The 16,555-nt window shown below is 58.2% G+C and carries 16 protein-coding genes and 1 riboswitch; of the genes, 9 read left to right on the top strand and 7 right to left on the bottom strand.

Annotation, left to right across the window (positions count from 1 at the left end; genetic code table 11):
- Window positions 1–110 precede the first annotated feature (110 nt).
- The 5 genes from gcvH to thiC all read right to left on the bottom strand — a co-directional run bounded on the left by gcvH (window position 111) and on the right by thiC (window position 4,792).
- Window positions 111–503, bottom strand: a complete 393-nt coding sequence (gene gcvH, locus G7W63_RS13385; RefSeq protein WP_166258945.1) for a glycine cleavage system protein GcvH — start codon at window positions 501–503, stop codon at window positions 111–113.
- Between the two features lie 137 nt (window positions 504–640).
- Entirely contained in the window at window positions 641–1,447 is an 807-nt protein-coding gene (gene cpdA / locus G7W63_RS13380; RefSeq protein WP_166258942.1) for a 3',5'-cyclic-AMP phosphodiesterase, read from the bottom strand.
- Window positions 1,448–1,626: 179 nt separating this feature from the next.
- Window positions 1,627–2,127, bottom strand: coding sequence for a DUF1249 domain-containing protein (locus G7W63_RS13375; protein ID WP_166258939.1), 501 nt, complete (start codon window positions 2,125–2,127; stop codon window positions 1,627–1,629).
- A gap of 2 nt (window positions 2,128–2,129) precedes the next feature.
- On the bottom strand, window positions 2,130–2,759 hold the full coding sequence (locus G7W63_RS13370) for an NUDIX domain-containing protein (RefSeq protein WP_166258936.1): 630 nt from the start codon (window positions 2,757–2,759) through the stop codon (window positions 2,130–2,132).
- 155 nt (window positions 2,760–2,914) lie between these two features.
- A complete protein-coding gene (thiC, locus tag G7W63_RS13365; protein ID WP_166258933.1) occupies window positions 2,915–4,792 on the bottom strand; it encodes a phosphomethylpyrimidine synthase ThiC in 1,878 nt (625 codons plus the stop codon).
- A 104-nt stretch (window positions 4,793–4,896) separates the two neighbouring features.
- Window positions 4,897–4,999: riboswitch (TPP riboswitch) on the bottom strand.
- Between the two features lie 244 nt (window positions 5,000–5,243).
- On the opposite strand from thiC, the gene G7W63_RS13360 reads away from it, so the two are divergent.
- Window positions 5,244–6,644, top strand: coding sequence for a TolC family outer membrane protein (locus G7W63_RS13360; protein ID WP_166258930.1), 1,401 nt, complete (start codon window positions 5,244–5,246; stop codon window positions 6,642–6,644).
- On the opposite strand, the gene waaA is transcribed toward G7W63_RS13360, so the two are convergent.
- Window positions 6,628–7,887 carry a lipid IV(A) 3-deoxy-D-manno-octulosonic acid transferase gene (gene waaA, locus G7W63_RS13355; RefSeq protein ID WP_166258926.1) on the bottom strand — a complete coding sequence of 420 codons (1,260 nt, stop codon included), beginning with the start codon at window positions 7,885–7,887 and terminating at the stop codon, window positions 6,628–6,630. The two genes, G7W63_RS13360 and waaA, sit on opposite strands and share 17 nt — an antisense overlap.
- Window positions 7,888–8,066: 179 nt before the next feature.
- On the opposite strand from waaA, the gene lpxL reads away from it, so the two are divergent.
- From lpxL to G7W63_RS13335, 4 genes are read left to right on the top strand one after another with little or no spacing between them, the layout of a single operon-like run.
- Window positions 8,067–9,017, top strand: coding sequence for an LpxL/LpxP family Kdo(2)-lipid IV(A) lauroyl/palmitoleoyl acyltransferase (gene lpxL, locus G7W63_RS13350; protein ID WP_166258923.1), 951 nt, complete (start codon window positions 8,067–8,069; stop codon window positions 9,015–9,017).
- Window positions 9,014–9,970 (top strand): mitochondrial fission ELM1 family protein, encoded by a 957-nt coding sequence (locus G7W63_RS13345; RefSeq protein WP_166258920.1) that lies wholly within the window; start codon window positions 9,014–9,016, stop codon window positions 9,968–9,970. The genes lpxL and G7W63_RS13345 overlap by 4 nt, the downstream gene beginning before the upstream one ends.
- The gene (locus G7W63_RS13340; protein WP_166258917.1) at window positions 9,967–11,106 is read left to right on the top strand and encodes a glycosyltransferase family 4 protein; all 1,140 of its coding nucleotides are present in this window, start codon (window positions 9,967–9,969) and stop codon (window positions 11,104–11,106) included. Before G7W63_RS13345 ends, G7W63_RS13340 begins: the two co-directional genes overlap by 4 nt.
- Window positions 11,106–12,134 (top strand): glycosyltransferase, encoded by a 1,029-nt coding sequence (locus G7W63_RS13335; RefSeq protein WP_166258915.1) that lies wholly within the window; start codon window positions 11,106–11,108, stop codon window positions 12,132–12,134. Before G7W63_RS13340 ends, G7W63_RS13335 begins: the two co-directional genes overlap by 1 nt.
- Here G7W63_RS13335 and G7W63_RS13330 read toward each other — a convergent pair.
- Window positions 12,101–12,904, bottom strand: a complete 804-nt coding sequence (locus tag G7W63_RS13330) for a glycosyltransferase family 2 protein (RefSeq protein ID WP_207308955.1) — start codon at window positions 12,902–12,904, stop codon at window positions 12,101–12,103. The two genes, G7W63_RS13335 and G7W63_RS13330, sit on opposite strands and share 34 nt — an antisense overlap.
- Window positions 12,905–13,019: 115 nt before the next feature.
- Here G7W63_RS13330 and G7W63_RS13325 point away from each other — a divergent pair, with 115 nt between their 5' ends.
- The 4 genes from G7W63_RS13325 (at window position 13,020) to G7W63_RS13310 (ending at window position 16,523) form a co-directional block, all read left to right on the top strand.
- Complete coding sequence (locus G7W63_RS13325; protein WP_166258913.1) at window positions 13,020–13,925, top strand: lysophospholipid acyltransferase family protein; 906 nt, start codon at window positions 13,020–13,022, stop codon at window positions 13,923–13,925.
- A gap of 84 nt (window positions 13,926–14,009) precedes the next feature.
- Window positions 14,010–14,855 (top strand): glycosyltransferase family 2 protein, encoded by an 846-nt coding sequence (locus tag G7W63_RS13320; RefSeq protein ID WP_166258910.1) that lies wholly within the window; start codon window positions 14,010–14,012, stop codon window positions 14,853–14,855.
- Window positions 14,856–14,877: 22 nt separating this feature from the next.
- A complete protein-coding gene (locus tag G7W63_RS13315; protein WP_166258907.1) occupies window positions 14,878–15,702 on the top strand; it encodes a glycosyltransferase family A protein in 825 nt (274 codons plus the stop codon).
- An 8-nt stretch (window positions 15,703–15,710) separates the two neighbouring features.
- The gene (locus tag G7W63_RS13310; protein ID WP_166258904.1) at window positions 15,711–16,523 is read left to right on the top strand and encodes a hypothetical protein; all 813 of its coding nucleotides are present in this window, start codon (window positions 15,711–15,713) and stop codon (window positions 16,521–16,523) included.
- Window positions 16,524–16,555: the final 32 nt, after the last annotated feature.

Raw genomic sequence — 16,555 nt, 5'->3', positions numbered from 1 at the left:
CTGTTGAACGAACAGATGGCGCGCTGCTGGGAACCCCAGACGGCACGATTCGGCTGTAAACCGGGACTTACGAGCCAGCCCGCGCGAAAGCGGGCTGGCGAATTAACCAGTCAGGCCTCAGATTCCACATGAGCAGCATAGGCTTCCGGGTCCATCAGCCCATCCAACTCGCCGGGGTCTGAAAGCTGAACACGAAAGAGCCAGCCATCACCATAAGGATCCTCATTCACCTTCTCAGGCTCATCCTCAAGGGATTCGTTCACAGTCACAACCTCACCGGATACCGGACTGAACACATCTGAGGCAGACTTGACCGACTCGGCCACACCGGCTTCCTCGCCGCCGGTTACAGTCACCCCAACGTCCGGGACACCGATATAAACCACGTCCCCAAGTTGCTGTTGCGCGAAGTCGGTAATTCCCACAGTGGCGGTGCCATCGTCTGCGACCCGAACCCACTGATGGGTTTCAATGTATTTGAGATCCGCTGGAATTTCGCTCATTACTTTTATCCTTGACCGGCATTTCCGGGAAGTTTACCGAAAGCGGGAAAGATGAACAGCCTGGTGTTGAAATAAAGCGAGCAGAGGCGAGAGCAGTGCAAAAGTAGGCCGGGCCTTCGCGGATCCAATCGAATAGCTCAGTAGCCGGTGCTGTTGGTATCGAGTTCGTAGGTAAAGCCATGGGCCCGGGCGACATCGGTTTCATATGCCCCGGATGCGTACAGGTTAAACCAGCGATAGCCGGGCGCATTCTCCTCCACCGAAAATTGCTGCGAGCCTTTTTCAAACTGGATACAGGTAGAAGGCGTGGCGAGCAGCCGGACACCCTCTCGATAGCCATCGAACTCCTGGTGGATATGGCCCCAAAGCACGATCTTCACCTGGGGCCAGCGGTCAATTACCTGCCAGAATGCTTCCCGGTCGTGAAGCCCGATGTTGCGCATCCACTCGCTGCCGATATCCACCGGGTGGTGATGGAGCGTCACAAGCGCAGGCAAATCGGGGTGCTTGGCCAGGGCGGCATCCAGGAACGCCAGCTCATCATTGGCCAACTCGCCATGGACTTCGCCGGGAACGGAAGAGTTCAGTGCAATGATTTGCCAGCCACCCTCAACAAGATGACGCTGGTCAGACACCGTTCCTGCGATGGCCTTGTTGAAGTTGATTGGGCTATCGTGGTTGCCGGCAAGCCATACAGAGGGACAGGAAAAACGTGCCAGCTGCTCGGATACCGCACGGTAGGCCAGCTCAGAGCCATCCTGGGCAAGATCACCGGTGGCGAGGACAAGGTCTGGCTCGAAATGGTCCTGCTTAACCTGGGCCACCACCGCCGCCAGACTGTCTCTGGTGTTGACGCCCAGAAGCGCACCCGCCGGGTCGGCCATCAGGTGGGGGTCTGTCAACTGGAGCACCTTGAACGGCGCGGGGTTCTCATTCGGGGTCATATCGTCTGCTATCGGAACCAAGCCTGAGTCGAGGTTAGAGCCTAATGACATTAGTTTCCAGAAACCTCATCACAGTCCTGTTCATAGAGCAGACCGCCGAGTGCAATTTCCGGCTTTAATACATGAGATTACGAACCATCTTATTACGGACTATGACCCAGGATGGATGCAGCGACCATTCAACCTTCGTCCACCTCGTCAACTTCCCCGTTCCGGGGCCAGTTTGATAGCACGAGGGGAACCTGCCCGAAGTGGAGGCAGAACTCCAGCCAGTCTGCCAGGAAACCATTCACCTGAACCTTCTCGTCCGGATGGTGCATGTAGCGATTGGGGTAGTCATTAACCGCTGCTATCTGGCGACCGCGATTGCAACTGATAACCTCGACCATGGACGCGTCGTGATACACCCTTACCGTCAGTTGGGGGTTGTTGAGCCACTTGCCCACATTGTGAACCTGCTCCAGCAGCAGTGTCTCGGTGAAGCGCGCGGTCTGCAGCACCTGTATCCGGACCCGGCCAAAGTAGCGCTCGCCACTGTGAAGTTCAAACTCTGACACCAGGCGGCCGTCCGATTCCAGTCGCCGCAGGCGTGTGAGCCTGTGGTAGTTACCCTCGCAGAGTGCCCCTAGCCGTCTCAGGTCGGGAACATAGCGCCGACGTTTCATGACCCACTCAGACATGGTCAGGACCACTCTGAGCGCAGGCGGGCACGGTTTATCTGAAGCCACTGCAGTGCCAGCAGCCCGGCTGCATTGTTCACTTTGCCGTCTGCCATCATGGCGAACGCTTCGTCGGCCGAGAAAACGTGGGCACGTATATCCTCGTTCTCGGAGGCCAGCCCGTAAAGACCGCCCGCAGCCTCGGTACTTACCCAACCGCAGAAAAGGTGAACCATTTCCGTGGTGCCCCCGGGTGAAACCAGGTAGTCGCAGATCCGTTCCAGCTTACGGAAACTCAGTCCCGCCTCTTCTTCAGCTTCACGATGGGCGACCTCCTCCGGACTCTCTCCCGCCTCGTTCATGCCCGCCACCAGCTCCAGCAGCCAGGGTGACTGGTCGCGCCCCAGGGCACCAGGCCGGAACTGCTCCAGAAGCACAACCTCATCACGGCCAGGGTCATAAGGCAAAACACAGGTGGCATCGCCTCTTACGAATAACTCCCGGGTGATTGCCGGGGACAATCCGCCACCGAACAGGGCATGGCGCAGCGTCAGCTTTTCCATACCGAAAAAGCCGTCAAACACGGTTTCCCGGTGCTCAACCTGCACATCCTGCTGGGTAAACTGGAACGGGGGAGAACTGGACTGAGACATCGGTGCCCTACTTCTTTGATATGAAGCAGAACAATAGCTGGCCGGAGCCGGAACTTTCAAGTCCTGACTCCGGCTATGATAGTTCATTGTCGGATTTTGAGCCGCCAGCGCCCTTGCCGGTTTTTTAAGGGCCCGGCGCAGCGGCCCCGGAATCCCTAGACCTTGTCGTACAGCTTGCCGCCGGAAGCCCGAAACTGCTCAGATTTTTCCTTCATGCCCTCATCCATGGCCGCGGCATCGGCGATACCCTTGTCCCGGGCATATTCCCGCACTTCCTGGGAAATCTGCATGGAACAGAATTTGGGGCCGCACATGGAACAGAAGTGCGCCACTTTGGCCGAATCCTTGGGCAGCGTCTCATCATGGAAAGCCCTTGCGGTGTCCGGGTCCAGACCGAGGTTGAACTGGTCTTCCCAGCGGAACTCGAACCGTGCCTTGGAAAGCGCATTGTCACGGATCTGGGCGCCAGGATGACCCTTGGCCAAATCCGCTGCATGGGCGGCAATCTTGTACGTAATGATGCCGGTTTTGACATCGTCCTTATTGGGCAACCCCAGGTGCTCCTTGGGGGTCACATAGCAGAGCATGGCACAGCCATACCAGCCGATCATGGCGGCGCCGATACCGGACGTGATGTGATCGTAACCCGGCGCAATATCAGTGATCAGCGGTCCCAGGGTATAGAACGGCGCTTCGTCGCAGCACTCAAGCTGCTTGTCCATGTTCTCCTTGATCAGGTGCATCGGCACATGGCCCGGGCCCTCGATCATGACCTGGACATCGTGCCGCCAGGCGATTTTGGTCAGCTCCCCCAGGGTTTCCAGCTCCCCGAACTGGGCCGCATCATTGGCATCGGCAATGGAACCGGGGCGCAGGCCGTCGCCGAGACTGAAGGCGACGTCATACTGCTTCATCAATTCGCAGATGTCCTCAAAATGGGTATAGAGGAAGCTCTCGGTATGGTGGGCGAGACACCACTTGGCCATGATGGAGCCGCCGCGGGAGACGATGCCAGTGACGCGCTCGGCGGTCATGGGCACATGATGGAGCCTGACCCCGGCATGGATGGTAAAATAGTCGACGCCCTGCTCCGCCTGTTCGACCAGGGTGTCCCGGAATATCTCCCAGGTCAGGTCTTCAGCCACGCCGCCGACTTTTTCAAGTGCCTGATAGATGGGTACCGTCCCGATGGGAACGGGAGAATTACGGATGATCCACTCACGGGTCTCATGGATGTTCTTGCCCGTCGACAGGTCCATAACGGTATCGGAGCCCCAGCGAATGCCCCAGGTCAGTTTTTCCACCTCTTCCTCAATGGACGAGCTGACCGCTGAATTGCCGATATTGCCGTTTATCTTCACCAGGAAGTTTCGCCCGATGATCATGGGCTCAGACTCAGGGTGATTTATGTTGTTGGGAATGATCGCCCGGCCCCGGGCAATTTCCTCCCGAACGAATTCAGAGGTGATCTCGGCAGGGAGCGAGGCGCCGTGGGATTGACCCGGGTGCTGGTTGTCGACAAGACCCTGGGCCCGAGCTTCCTGAAGCTTCATATTTTCCCGAATGGCGACGAACTCCATTTCAGGGGTAATTATGCCTCGTCGCGCATAATGCATCTGGCTGACATTGTGCCCGGGCTTCGATCGACGGGGCTTGCGTTTGTCGAGGAAGCGCAAAGGGTCCAGGAGCGGGTCTCGCATGCGTCGGCGGGTAAATTCCGAGGTATAGTCCGGCAGCCGCTCGGTATCACCACGCTCCTCGATCCAGTTGTCCCGGAGCGGCGCAAGCCCCTGGCGCAGGTCGATCTGCGCGTCCGGATCGGAATAAGGCCCGGATGTGTCATATACCACCACGGGCGCGTTCTTCTCGCCGCCCAGCTCGGTAGGTGTATCACTGACCGTGATTTCCCGCATGGGCACGAGCAGGTCCGGTCGGCTGCCTTGCACGTACACTTTCCGTGATTGGGGCAAGGGCTTGATTGCGGCGGTATCAACGCTGGCTGCGTCGCTCAGGTATCTGGGTGTGGTCGTCATGGTTGCGTCCCTTTGGGGTAAGTTCGGGTCGCGTATGACGGAGAGTCACAGATCTCAGGCTCTTTACACACGGTACAAAAGGTACGCGGGTATGTCGGCCTGAAGATCGGTCTGGTCTTAAATCCCTACGCCGGTACTAGCCGGATCAGGTTCGCGGGTTCTGCAGTGCAATCTCAGCTGGCCATGCCAGCACCCCGTCAAGACGCGATAACATGATACCTGGCCATTAATATAGCGGCCTGCCTGGCAGCTTCCTGAATACTCAGCTGTCGGTATGGATAGGTACCATTTGCAAGTGTAGAGATCAGATGGATTATTGTCCATAATGATTGCCGCCGCCGCCTCGATGCTCAGGTTGTGAGCCCGACAGCTGGGTTTTCGGAGCCTTTCCCCGGCCTTTCCGCATAACACTGGCTCAAGCAGAGACGCTCTCGAGTAACCAGGAGTTTTCATGAAGAAACTTATGCTTTCCGGACTGATCGCGCTACTTTCGACCCAACCGGTCCTCGCACTTGACCTGGTTGAGACTTATGAGAAAGCGCTTTCCTACGATTCCGGCATTGCCGCAGCCCGCGCCTCCTTTGAGGCCCAGGATGCCAATATCAATGTCGTCCGGAGCAACCTCCTGCCCCAGGTGAGCGCCTTTGGAGACGCCAGCTACACCGATTCGGACAGCGACTTTCGGGACGTTGATTACACCACTCTCAGCTATGGCCTCCAGTTATCCCAGCCACTGTTTCGCGCGGACGCCTGGTTCAATTACGAGTCGAGCAAGTTTGAAACCGAGTCTGCCCAGGCAGAGTACAACCTGGCCCAACAGCAACTGATCCTGGACGCTGCAACGGCCTACTTCAACGTGCTAAGGGCCAACGATACCCTGACTACCGCCCGAGCCACGGAAGCAGCCATTCAGCGACAGTATGAGCAGGCCCAGGAACGTTATGAGGTGGGCCTGATAGCCATCACCGAAGTCTATGAAGCCCGGGCCAGCTACGATGATGCCAAGACCCAGCGTATTGTTGCCGAACAGGAACTCGACATTGCCCGTGAGCGCCTGGCGAGACTGACAGGCGAGTACCCCGAGCAACTGGAAAATCTCGAGCAGGACTTCCCGCTCCTGCGCCCCGAGCCCATGGATCCAACCGCCTGGGAACAGATTGCTCTGGAGCAGAACTGGCAGATCCAGTCGACTCTCTTTGAACTCAATGCCAGCGAGGCAACCCTTCGTAGCGCGAAATCCCAGCGCTTGCCAACACTGGACCTCAATGCGTCCTATGGCCAGAGTGAAATTAATGGCCTCGACCAGCCCGGAACCGCCGTCGCAGCCCAGCGCGCCGGTGACGGCACCACAACGGAAGCGGTTATCAGTCTGTCGCTGAATGTGCCCATCTACCTGGGTGGCGGGATCCAGGCGGGTGTGCGACGCCAGCGCTCCCTGGTGGATGTGGCCGAAGAGACACTTCGTACCGTCCGCCGTGATGTGCGGGTGAACACCCGTAGCCTGTTCCTGACGGTGAACACCAACATTGAGTCGGTTTCGGCCCTGGAACAGACCATTGTTTCCAGGCGCAGCGCCCTAGACGCCACCCGGGCAGGCTACGACGTGGGAACCCGAAATATCGTCGAGGTACTGGATGCGGAGCGCAATTACTACATCGCCCTGAGCAACTACGCCAACGCCCGTTATGATTACGTGATCAACACGCTGAGCCTCAAACAGTCAGCAGGGACACTCAGCCCCCAGGATCTGATCGCGCTCAATCAATGGCTGAGCCTGGCCGCGCCCGGCATTGAAGCCCTGGCGAATGAGGACGAAACCATTGAGGACCCCGTCACTACACCCGATCAATAATACCGGCTACGACCCTGTCCAGTGCCCCACGGTTGGCGTCCACCACCATGCGGGCATTGTGACCTGAGCGGGCAGCCGATTCGGGCGCATCAAAGAGCCCCATAACGCAGCTCGCCAGTTCCTCGGCATTCGCGACTGAATAAAACGCGCCGCCGTCGGCGAGCTGACCGTAAATGGTTTCAAAATTGAAGACATGGGGGCCCGAGACGACTGGCATCCCCCAGGCTGCTGGCTCCAGGGGGTTGTGCCCGCCCCGCTCAATGAGCGAGCCACCCACGAACGCCACATCTGCCGCCCCGTACAGCATCAGCAGCTCACCCATGGAGTCGGCGAGGTAGACCTCGCTGTGCTTGGCAGAGGCACCCTCTGACCGGCGCGCCAGAGTGAACGGCGACTGTTTTACCAGCGCCGCCACGGCTTCAAACCGCTCGGGATGCCTGGGCACGAGAATCAGCAACGCATCGGTATGTTTCGCCAGAAGCAGCCGGTGCGCTTCAAGAATCTGCTGGTCTTCGCCATCGTGGGTACTCGCAGCTATCCACACGGGCCGCTGCCGACCCAGGACATCACCTCTGAGCAAATCTGCGGCAGCCCGTATTTCAGCCGGAATTGCGACGTCGAACTTGATGCTCCCTGTCACCGATACCGATTCCGGCCTGGCTCCGATACTGAGGAATCGGCGGGCGTCTTCGCCGGCCTGGGCTGCAATCCAGGTGATACTGCCCAGCAGTGGCCGGACCAGAGACAGCACCCGCCCGTAGCCTCTGGCCGAACGCTCAGACAGTCGGGCGTTGATGAGAAAAATAGGCAGGCCCCGCTTATGGCTAAGAGAGATCATGTTGGGCCAGAGTTCGGTTTCCATGATCACCAGGGCCTTGGGCCGGGCCCTGTCCAGGAAGCGCCGTACCGAGCCTGGGGTGTCATAGGGTGAGTAGGCATAGCTGACGCGGTCACCAAACATCGATCGCGCCCTTTCGTTACCCGTGGCTGTCATTGCCGACATCAGGATGGGAGTCTGCGGGACCTGAACCAGAAGGGCCTCAACCAGGGGTGCTGCCGCGATTGTTTCGCCTACCGAAACCGCATGCACCCAGATAACTGGCTGCTCGGACCTTGGCAGGTAACCCAGACGCTGGCGCCAGTGGGTCATGGCTTCCCTGGAATCCCGACCCTGCCACCAGAGCCTTAAAAGAACGAACGGCAAAGCCATACGAAAAAACAGGGAATATAAAAAATGCAGCATGCAGGCTCCGGACTGATCAGTTCGTTGCCCGTTCGGGCAGGCGGACATTCTAACCAAACCGGCTGGCAATGGGGCAACGGAATCACAGGTTGCTGCCTCCGGGCTTCTGTCTATGGAGCAGGACCGGTAAACTGCCACTTTCAAGTCAATAGTCTGTTCCATCACTTCGGCCCCAATACGTGACCAAACCCAGATCCAGCACCAGAGAAACCCGCTACTCCTGCTACCGCCATCCGAAATGGTGGCCAACCTGGCTGATGATCAGTCTGATCTGGCTGATCTCGCGACTGCCTTTACGACTCCAGTGGTGGCTGGGGGCCAGTATTGGTGGCCTGGCCTATCACCTGCTCCCTTCTCGTCGCCACGTCACCGCTACTAATATCCGGGTATGCTTTCCCGAATACTCTGCCGCTGAGCAAGAGGCGCTGGTGAAGAAAACCTTTCGCTCAAACGGCATTGGCATCCTCGAGATTGGCGTTGCCTGGTTCCGCGACCCTACCGGCCTCAGGGAGATGACCCAGGTCCACGGGCTGGAGCATCTGGAAAACGGACTCGCCGGGGGTAATGGTGTCCTGTTGCTCGGCGGGCACTACAGCACCCTGGATCTGGGCGGCAGCCTTATTTCGCTCTACATCGACGCCGACGTCATGCAAAGGGACCATAATAACTCCCTGATGAACGCAGTCATGACGCGGGCGCGGGAGCGTCGCTATGGCATGGTGCTGGGCAACAAGGATCTACGGGGGTTGCTGAAAAGACTCAGGCTGAACCGGCCAATCTGGTACGCCACGGATCAGGACTACGGGCGCCGGGGGACGGTCTTCGCGCCGTTCTTCAATACACCTGCCGCCAGCATCACCACAACGTCCCGTATTGCAGAGCGCAGCCGATGCGCGGTAGTGCCCTTCAGTCATTTTCGGCGGGAGGGCAGCATCGGCTACGACCTGTATTTCCATCCGGCTCTGAGCAATTTCCCATCCGGGGATGATTTGACAGATGCTGCCCTGGTGAACCATACCATCGAGCAGGAGATCCGGCGCCACCCAGACCAGTACCTCTGGATGCACCGCCGCTTTAAAACGCGACCTTCCCGCCAGGACCCGAGCTTTTACGGTAAATCCCGAAAATGAGGAGGCGCGCGCGCCGGACGCCGGTCATCTGGCTGGTATCTGATCAGAGGCCGGGCCACCGCAATCAGCTCAAGGGGCTCGGCAACCGGCTGCGGGTGCTGTCCGGCGCCAGCACCCACTGGGTTGACGCAACCCAGGTTCGTACCCCGGTATGGCGCGCACTTTTAGGGGTGGCCCCCAAACTGGATTTACCCAAGCCGGACCTGGTCATAGGCGCCGGATCAGGGACTCATCGATTGTTGCTCGCCCTGCGACACAAGCGAAACGTCCGGACCCTGGTACTGATGAAACCGTCATTCCCGCTGTCATGGGTGGATGCAGCCATTCTTCCCGAGCATGACCAGGTCAAGCCGGGTAAACGGGTACTGCTGACTGAAGGGGTCATTAACAACATCATGCCCATGGCGAAGCTCACCACCAAGCCTGAAGCTCTGGTACTGGTTGGGGGGCCCTCAAAGCATTATGAATGGGATAACGACCTGGTCTTCAGCCAGCTCCTGCAACTTATGCAGGCCTATCCGAACTGGCGCTGGACCGTTAGCAGCACTCGCCGCACCCCTGCAGAGCTGGGGGCGCAACTGGAGGAGCTCGCAGGTCCAAAGACCACCGTCACCAACCCCGGTCGCAGCCACGAAGACTGGCTGGCTCACACCCTGGCCGCGGTAAGGGCCGTATGGGTCACCCCTGATAGTGGCTCGATGGTCTATGAAGCCCTCACAGCCGGCATCCCGACAGGTCTGTTCGAGCTTGCGCCGAAAGCCAACACGAGAATCGTCCGGAGCGTCGAGGCGTTGCTTTCCGGTGGTCGCGCGGCCCGATGGCAGGATCATCATGCGCTAATGGCCCCGCCCGGAGAAACGGGGGACTCCCGGCAGGTCGTCCCGACGCTGTGGGAAGCCGATCGTGCCGCCCGCTGGGTGCTGGACACGCTGGTGCCGGGGATGAAGCCGTGAGAGTCCTCCAGGTACTGCCCGCCCTGAACAGCGGCGGCGTTGAGAGGGGCACCGTCGAGTTTGCCGCAGAACTGGTCAACCGGGGCCACGAGTCCATCGTCCTGTCAGCGGGTGGGCCCCTGGTCCGCCAGCTCGAAGCCGGCGGGTCGAGGCACGTTACCCGTCCGGTCCATCGCAAGTCCCTGGCATCCTTCGGGCAGGTTCGCCCCATGCGCCGACTCCTGCGCGAGCTCAGGCCCGATATTGTCCATGTTCGCTCCCGAATGCCTGCCTGGATCGTTTATCTGGCATGGAAAGGGCTCCCCGAGAAAGAGCGCCCTCCACTCGTCGCCACCTTCCACGGCATGTATTCGGTAAATCCCTACAGCGCGGTGATGACCAAGGCGCAGCATCTGATTGCTGTGTCCAACTGTGTCCGTGACTATGTGATCGACAGTTATGATGTCGACCCTGACAGACTGACTGTCATCCAGCGAGGCGTTGATGTGGCGCGCTTCCAGCGTGGCCGGCTCAGCCCGGAGTGGTCACAGCGGTTTTTCAGCGAGCAGCCTCAACTGGTGGGCAAAAAGCTGCTGCTTATGCCTGGCCGTATTTCGCGATGGAAGGGCCAGCGCGACTTCCTTGAAGTGATGGCCTCCCTGGTTAAGCAACGCTCTGATGTTCATGGCCTGATAGTCGGCGGCGTTGAAGACGGCAAGATCCGTTTTATGGCAGAGCTGGAGGCACTAAGGGACAAGCTCGGGCTTCTCCATCACGTGACCTTCCTGGGCCAGCGCCACGACATGGCCGAGCTTTACCAGGTGGCCGACCTGGCTTGCCACATGTCAACCAAACCTGAGCCATTTGGCCGCACAGTAACCGAAGCCCTGGCCTCCGGCACCCCGGTTGTGGCCTACGAGCGGGGTGGCGCTGCCGAGTCCCTCAAAGCCTGCTTCCCCGATGGCCTGGTGGCACCGGATGACGCGCAGGCTTTGGCCCGCAAGGCTCTGGCACTGCTGGATATCGACGAGTACAGCATCCAAATTCCTGCACGCTTCCGGCTCGAAGCCCAGACCCTCGCCACACTTGCAGTCTATGAGCAGGCGCTGGCCCAGCACCATGACCCCACCCAACCCGGCAGGGGCACAGCTGACTGATGCCTGCGCCGCTGCGAATCCTGCTTGTGCTCGCCACCCCGGGCACTGGCTGGGGAGGGATGGAGACGCATACCAGCGTTCTGGCTGAAGGGCTTGCACGGGCGGGCAAAGAGGTTCATGTGGCTGCGCACCCGGCTTATCGGGACCGCTTTAATCCCGCGATCCGTTTCCATGGTCTGCCCATGAACCTGGGCCGTCGTAATCCCTGGCTCAGATTCAGGCTGCGCCAGCTTCTGAAGACAGTGCAGCCTGACATCTGCCATGCCCAGGGCAACAAGGCTGCCCAGCTCCTCAGCTCCCACCGGCGCGGTCATGTGCGGGCGGGGACGGTGCATGGCACCAAATCCTCCCATCGAAACTTCAGAAGCCTTGAGGGCGTCATCGCCGTAAGTCAGCAAATCCACGCTTCCCTTGACCACCGGCGTAAAGCACTGATCCATAATGGCCTGCCCTTCGTCGCCCCTGCCCTGGGCCGACCGGCCGCCATGCCCGGGACCAGGCCCGTGGTGGTCACGGCTGGGCGTCTGGAGACAGTGAAAGGCTTTGACAACCTGCTGCGGGCCTGGGCACAGGTTTCGGGCCCGGGACAGCTGGTCATCCTCGGCGAGGGAAGCCAGCGCCAGCGGCTTGAGCAGCTTCGCCACGACCTGGGTATTGAAGGCAGCGTTTCGCTCCCCGGTTATTGCGAGAACGTTCGCGACTGGCTCGCCCATGCTGACGCCTGCATTATCAGCTCGCAGCGGGAAGGGTTCCCCTTTCTTCTGGTGGAGGCTCTGCTGGCGGGATGCCCCCTGCTTGCCACTCCGGTCAGCGGAGTAACGGAATTCCTGCCCGCGGCTTGCCTGGCCCGGGACAGTTCGGCGCCGGCACTGGCCGAACTGCTGGCTGCCCACCTGGGTGATCTGGAGGCACTGGGACAAAACCAGTCGGAAGCATTTGCCAGGGCTGAGCGGTTGTTAACCTCCGACGCCATGATTCGGGGCACACTCGATTTCTACCGCTCTCTTCTGTCCGCCTCCCACTCCTGAAGCCTGGCAAGCATCTGCAGCTCCCGTGCCTTGGCCAGTCGCATGAAATTCCTGTTAGCGCCGAGTACGGACAGACTGAGCCCATACCAGCCATTGCGGAACTGGCCCCGCAACAGATAGTACTTGAGGAATTTTAGGGGAATTTCCAACGCCAGCCTGAGACTGGAGATGGCGCGCCCCTTGCGCGCCAGAAACCGGGCCTGCTCGTCGGAGAGCTGCATGTATTTCCGCTCGATCTGCCCAAGATCTACCAAGGTACGATGCAGCACATCGCCCGGCAGGAACTCCACCCTGCCCTCATGCACTCTGGGACGGTCATCATTGCTTCCTGGTTCGGCGGCAATCGAGGCTTTATTGCGGTTGTATAGGCGCAGGATCCGCTGGGGCTTGTCGAAGCGAAACGGGTGTCCGGCCTGGGGCTGAGAAAGTATCCAGCGCATCTTATAGCCCGCCAGGTCTGGCGGCTGGGGCTCAGCGAAGCGCTTGCGGATATTGGCCACAAGGGCATCTGATAGCACTTCGTCGGCGTCCAGGTCCAGAACCCAGTGGTTTCGGCACAGACTGGCAGCGTAGGCTTTCTGGCAGGCGAAGCCCTGCCAGGGATGGCGAACAAAACGTGCGCCATAGGCATTCGCAATAGCCTCAGTGTTATCTGTGCTACCGGAATCAACCACAATCACCTCGTCGGCCCAGTCGGCAACCTGCGCCAGGGACTCCCGCAGCCTGAGTTCTTCATTGAGGGTTATAAAATAGACCGATACCGGCTGCATAATGCCACGCTCTCCAGTGCCAACCGCAAGCCCCGCCTTTGAGGTACATTGCGCATCCTTCGGGACAATGGTAATTTTCTTTCGCCTTCATATAATTACACGGGAACGGGCGAATATGAGAGCGCTCAAGTATTTTCTTATCAGCGCCCTGCTCCGCGCTGCCGGCTCAATGTCATTGCGAGCCGCCCAGAAAATCGGCTCTGCCCTTGGTCTGCTGGGCTGGTATCTGAAGACACGCTACCGGGGGATTACCGAAACCAATCTCGCTCTGTGCATGCCGGAGCTGGATGCGGAAGCCCGCGCCGAGCTTGCACGCAATAGCCTGCGCCATACTGGTGAGACTCTGGTTGAAATCCCCTTGATGTGGGAATGGCCGGTGGAAAAGTGCCTCGGCCTGGTACGGGAAGTGGAAGGGGCACACCTTCTCGACGAAGTGCTTGAGAAGGGCCAGGGCCTGATTCTTCTTGCCCCTCACCTAGGCAACTGGGAACTTGCAGGCCTGTATTTCTCCTCCCGCTACAAGATGGCCGCACTCTACAGCCCGCCCCATATCAAAGAGTTCGAGGAGTATATGATCAAGGTCCGCGGTCGGCTGGGCTCTGAGCTGGTCCGTGGCGACAGACGCGGTCTCGGCCGGCTGGCGGCCATACTCCGGGAAGGTGGCGTAGCGGGCATTTTGCCTGACCAGTCGCCCCGGGGTAAGGGCAACGCATTCGCACCTTTCTTTGGCATTGACGTCAAGACCATGACCCTGGCTTCCAAACTGATGCAGAGGACCGGCGCACAAGCACTGGTTACCTACGCCGAGCGGCTGCCAGACAGCCGTGGCTTCCGGATCGTCATACGGTCAACAGAGCCCGGCGTTGACGATGCTGACCCGGTGGTTGCGGCCACGGCCCTGAACCAGTCGATAGAAGATTGTGTGAGAGCAATCCCCGCCCAGTATCAATGGGAGTACAAACGGTTTCGCCACAGACCACCGGGGCAGAGAGACCCCTACAACCCGGACCGGGTCTGTTGAGCTGCTACGCGCCGCTGCTAAAAACTGTATAATTCCCTGGCCCGACTAACAGCCCCACAACCCTCTGGTACCAGGTCCGACTTGATGCACCCCGAACGCATTGGCGTAGTGATCACCACCTACAATTCGCCTGAATGGCTTGCCAAGGTATTGACCGGTTATGAGAACCAGAGCCTCAGCGAGTTTCGGGTCATCATTGCTGATGACGGTTCGAGGGAGGACACAGGGCTGCTGATCGACACTTACCGGGAGCACGGCATACTGGACATCGACCACGTCTGGCAGGAAGACGACGGCTTCCGTAAGTGCGAAATCCTCAACAAGGCCATCGCCCAGACCGACTGCGACTACCTGATCTTTACCGACGGCGACTGCATTCCCGAGCCCGGTTTCATCGAGACCCACCGCAGGCTAGCGGAGCCCGGATACTTTTTATCAGGCGGCTACATCAAACTGACCATGCCCGTTTCAAAAGCCATCTCTGACGATGACATCCGCTCAGGCAGGGTTTTCGACGCCAGCTGGCTCGTGGCCCAGGGCCAACCGAAAAACCACAAGCTCTGGAAGCTTTCCCGCTCGGCCCTGGCCAGGAAACTGCTCAACGCGGTAACACCCGCTGCCGCCAGCTGGAACGGTATGAACAGCTCAACCTGGACAAAAGACCTTATGGCGGTCAACGGGTTTAACGAAGACATGCAGTACGGCGGCCTCGACCGGGAACTGGGCGAAAGGCTCTGGAACTACGGCCATAAGTCCAGGCAGATTCGCTACAGCACCGTGTGTCTGCACCTTGATCATGCCCGTGGCTATTCCAGGCCGGACGTCTGGGCCAAGAATCGGGCGATTCGAAAAGCGGTGAAGGAAAACGGGACGTTTTGGGCAGATAACGGTATTACGAAGCAGAGCACAACCGACGCCGGCAAAACCTAACCTTAGATCACTGGAGCACTCGATGAAGATAAAAGAGTACCCACCTTCCCTATGGCGCATGGTAAAGCTCAGACTAAAAATGCCGAGCGCCGATGGTTACCACGGCCAGCCGAACCCAAATATTATCGTTTCGCTGACATCAATTGCTCCGCGCTTGAAGCATGTTCACTTTGCAGTTCTCAGCATACTTAATCAGTCGATAAAACCGAAAAAGGTTATCCTCTGGCTGGGAGAACATTGCAAAGATGCGATCCCACCGAGACTCAAGCAGCTCATTGGGCCGCATTTTGAAATTCGGTTTCGGGAAGACGTCGGGCCTCACACAAAGCTGATACACAGCCTCAGCGAATTTCCTGATCACATCATCGTAACCTGCGATGACGATTTAATGTACCCGGCTGACTGGCTGGAGAGGCTGATGAGTGCGCATCAGGCTTTCCCTAGTGACATAATTGGACACCAATGTCGCACTATACAATTCCGTGACAACGGGAGCCCCAAACCATATAAACAGTGGGTAGACGAAGCCCCTGGACAATCTCACGACAACACCCTCCCCCTTGGTTACGGCGGTGTACTTTATCCCGTAGGTTCCCTGCCAGAGATTACTACCAATGCCGACCTGTTTAGGAAACTGGCACCCAAAGCTGATGATCTCTGGTTCAAAGCGGTTAGCTGGCACAATGGCACAAGGTCGCGCAGGTCGACGGAGCCAAGCGACAAGCCGTATCCCATACCTTTCTCCCAATCGGTATCTCTACAAAAAGCGAACGTTAAAGGGGATGCAAACCGTGATCAATGGATCAATCTTGCAAAGCACTTCAACCTCCCGCCATTGAAATCATGAGCTTCAGGATGCGCTACCTAGAGAGTCCGGCCTATAACCGCTTATTGAACGATAAAGCGCTGACCGTCTACACAGAGAAAGACACAGGGGGGGCGGCCGAGACGGAGTTCGAGTGGTTGATAGATGTGAAAAAAATGTTGGAACAGCCCATCAACAAAACAACAAGCACTGGTATTTATAAGGGAAAACCGGCAATCCTGAAAGTAAATACCTTACGATACTTGAGTCAGAGAGTAAGAGCCCGCCTCGGAATTAAACGACACGGCCGATATGAGTGGGCAACAGCCGAACTCCATACCGCTATTAGGATGCAGAAAAGACCTTACATACCTGAGTTATTCGCCTATGGATGGTCGACGAACAGAGCGGGACTCCCTGTAAAAACCTTTTCTGTAACACGCAATCTTACGGACACACTGACGCTCGAAGAGTTCGTCACCAGCCATCCAGAGTCCATAGGCCCCGCATTAACTCTCGCCTTCGATACGCTACTTATCGCTATCAGAGACCGACTCTTGCATCTCGACCCATGGGCTGGCAATTTTCTGCTAACAAGGGATTTGAAGAATTGCTGGCTAATAGATCTTGAATTCTCCAAACTGAATTCGTCCGCATGTATCGAACAACAGCTAGGGTTTTCTTTCGGATTCTTCTTTAACGGGAAATTCAGCACCCATGTGGACAGGACCGTATATCTGGCCTTCATAGAACGATGGGCACGGACGCAGACACTGAAGATGAACGTAAATACTCTTCTTAACCATACTCAATTTTATCTAGAGAACACGCTGAAACGAAAAAAGCGTTTCGCAGCCTTTTGATTGAGTTGGCTCCGAGGTTAACTTGTAACCTC

The sequence above is a fragment of the Marinobacter salicampi genome (assembly GCF_011074795.1).
In the GTDB taxonomy this organism is placed as follows: domain Bacteria; phylum Pseudomonadota; class Gammaproteobacteria; order Pseudomonadales; family Oleiphilaceae; genus Marinobacter; species Marinobacter salicampi.
This window is presented reverse-complemented; position numbering and strand designations above follow the sequence as displayed.

Bases quoted from the DNA above. Each gene is read 5' to 3' on its own strand.
- gcvH (WP_166258945.1), bottom strand. From the start codon at position 503: ATGAGCGAAATTCCAGCGGATCTCAAATACATTGAAACCCATCAGTGG.
- cpdA (WP_166258942.1), bottom strand. From the start codon at position 1,447: ATGACCCCGAATGAGAACCCCGCGCCGTTCAAGGTGCTCCAGTTGACA.
- G7W63_RS13375 (WP_166258939.1), bottom strand. From the start codon at position 2,127: ATGTCTGAGTGGGTCATGAAACGTCGGCGCTATGTTCCCGACCTGAGA.
- G7W63_RS13370 (WP_166258936.1), bottom strand. From the start codon at position 2,759: ATGTCTCAGTCCAGTTCTCCCCCGTTCCAGTTTACCCAGCAGGATGTG.
- thiC (WP_166258933.1), bottom strand. From the start codon at position 4,792: ATGACGACCACACCCAGATACCTGAGCGACGCAGCCAGCGTTGATACC.
- G7W63_RS13360 (WP_166258930.1), top strand. From the start codon at position 5,244: ATGAAGAAACTTATGCTTTCCGGACTGATCGCGCTACTTTCGACCCAA.
- waaA (WP_166258926.1), bottom strand. From the start codon at position 7,887: ATGCTGCATTTTTTATATTCCCTGTTTTTTCGTATGGCTTTGCCGTTC.
- G7W63_RS13345 (WP_166258920.1), top strand. From the start codon at position 9,014: ATGAGGAGGCGCGCGCGCCGGACGCCGGTCATCTGGCTGGTATCTGAT.
- G7W63_RS13335 (WP_166258915.1), top strand. From the start codon at position 11,106: ATGCCTGCGCCGCTGCGAATCCTGCTTGTGCTCGCCACCCCGGGCACT.
- G7W63_RS13330 (WP_207308955.1), bottom strand. From the start codon at position 12,904: ATGCAGCCGGTATCGGTCTATTTTATAACCCTCAATGAAGAACTCAGG.
- G7W63_RS13325 (WP_166258913.1), top strand. From the start codon at position 13,020: ATGAGAGCGCTCAAGTATTTTCTTATCAGCGCCCTGCTCCGCGCTGCC.
- G7W63_RS13320 (WP_166258910.1), top strand. From the start codon at position 14,010: ATGCACCCCGAACGCATTGGCGTAGTGATCACCACCTACAATTCGCCT.
- G7W63_RS13315 (WP_166258907.1), top strand. From the start codon at position 14,878: ATGAAGATAAAAGAGTACCCACCTTCCCTATGGCGCATGGTAAAGCTC.
- G7W63_RS13310 (WP_166258904.1), top strand. From the start codon at position 15,711: ATGCGCTACCTAGAGAGTCCGGCCTATAACCGCTTATTGAACGATAAA.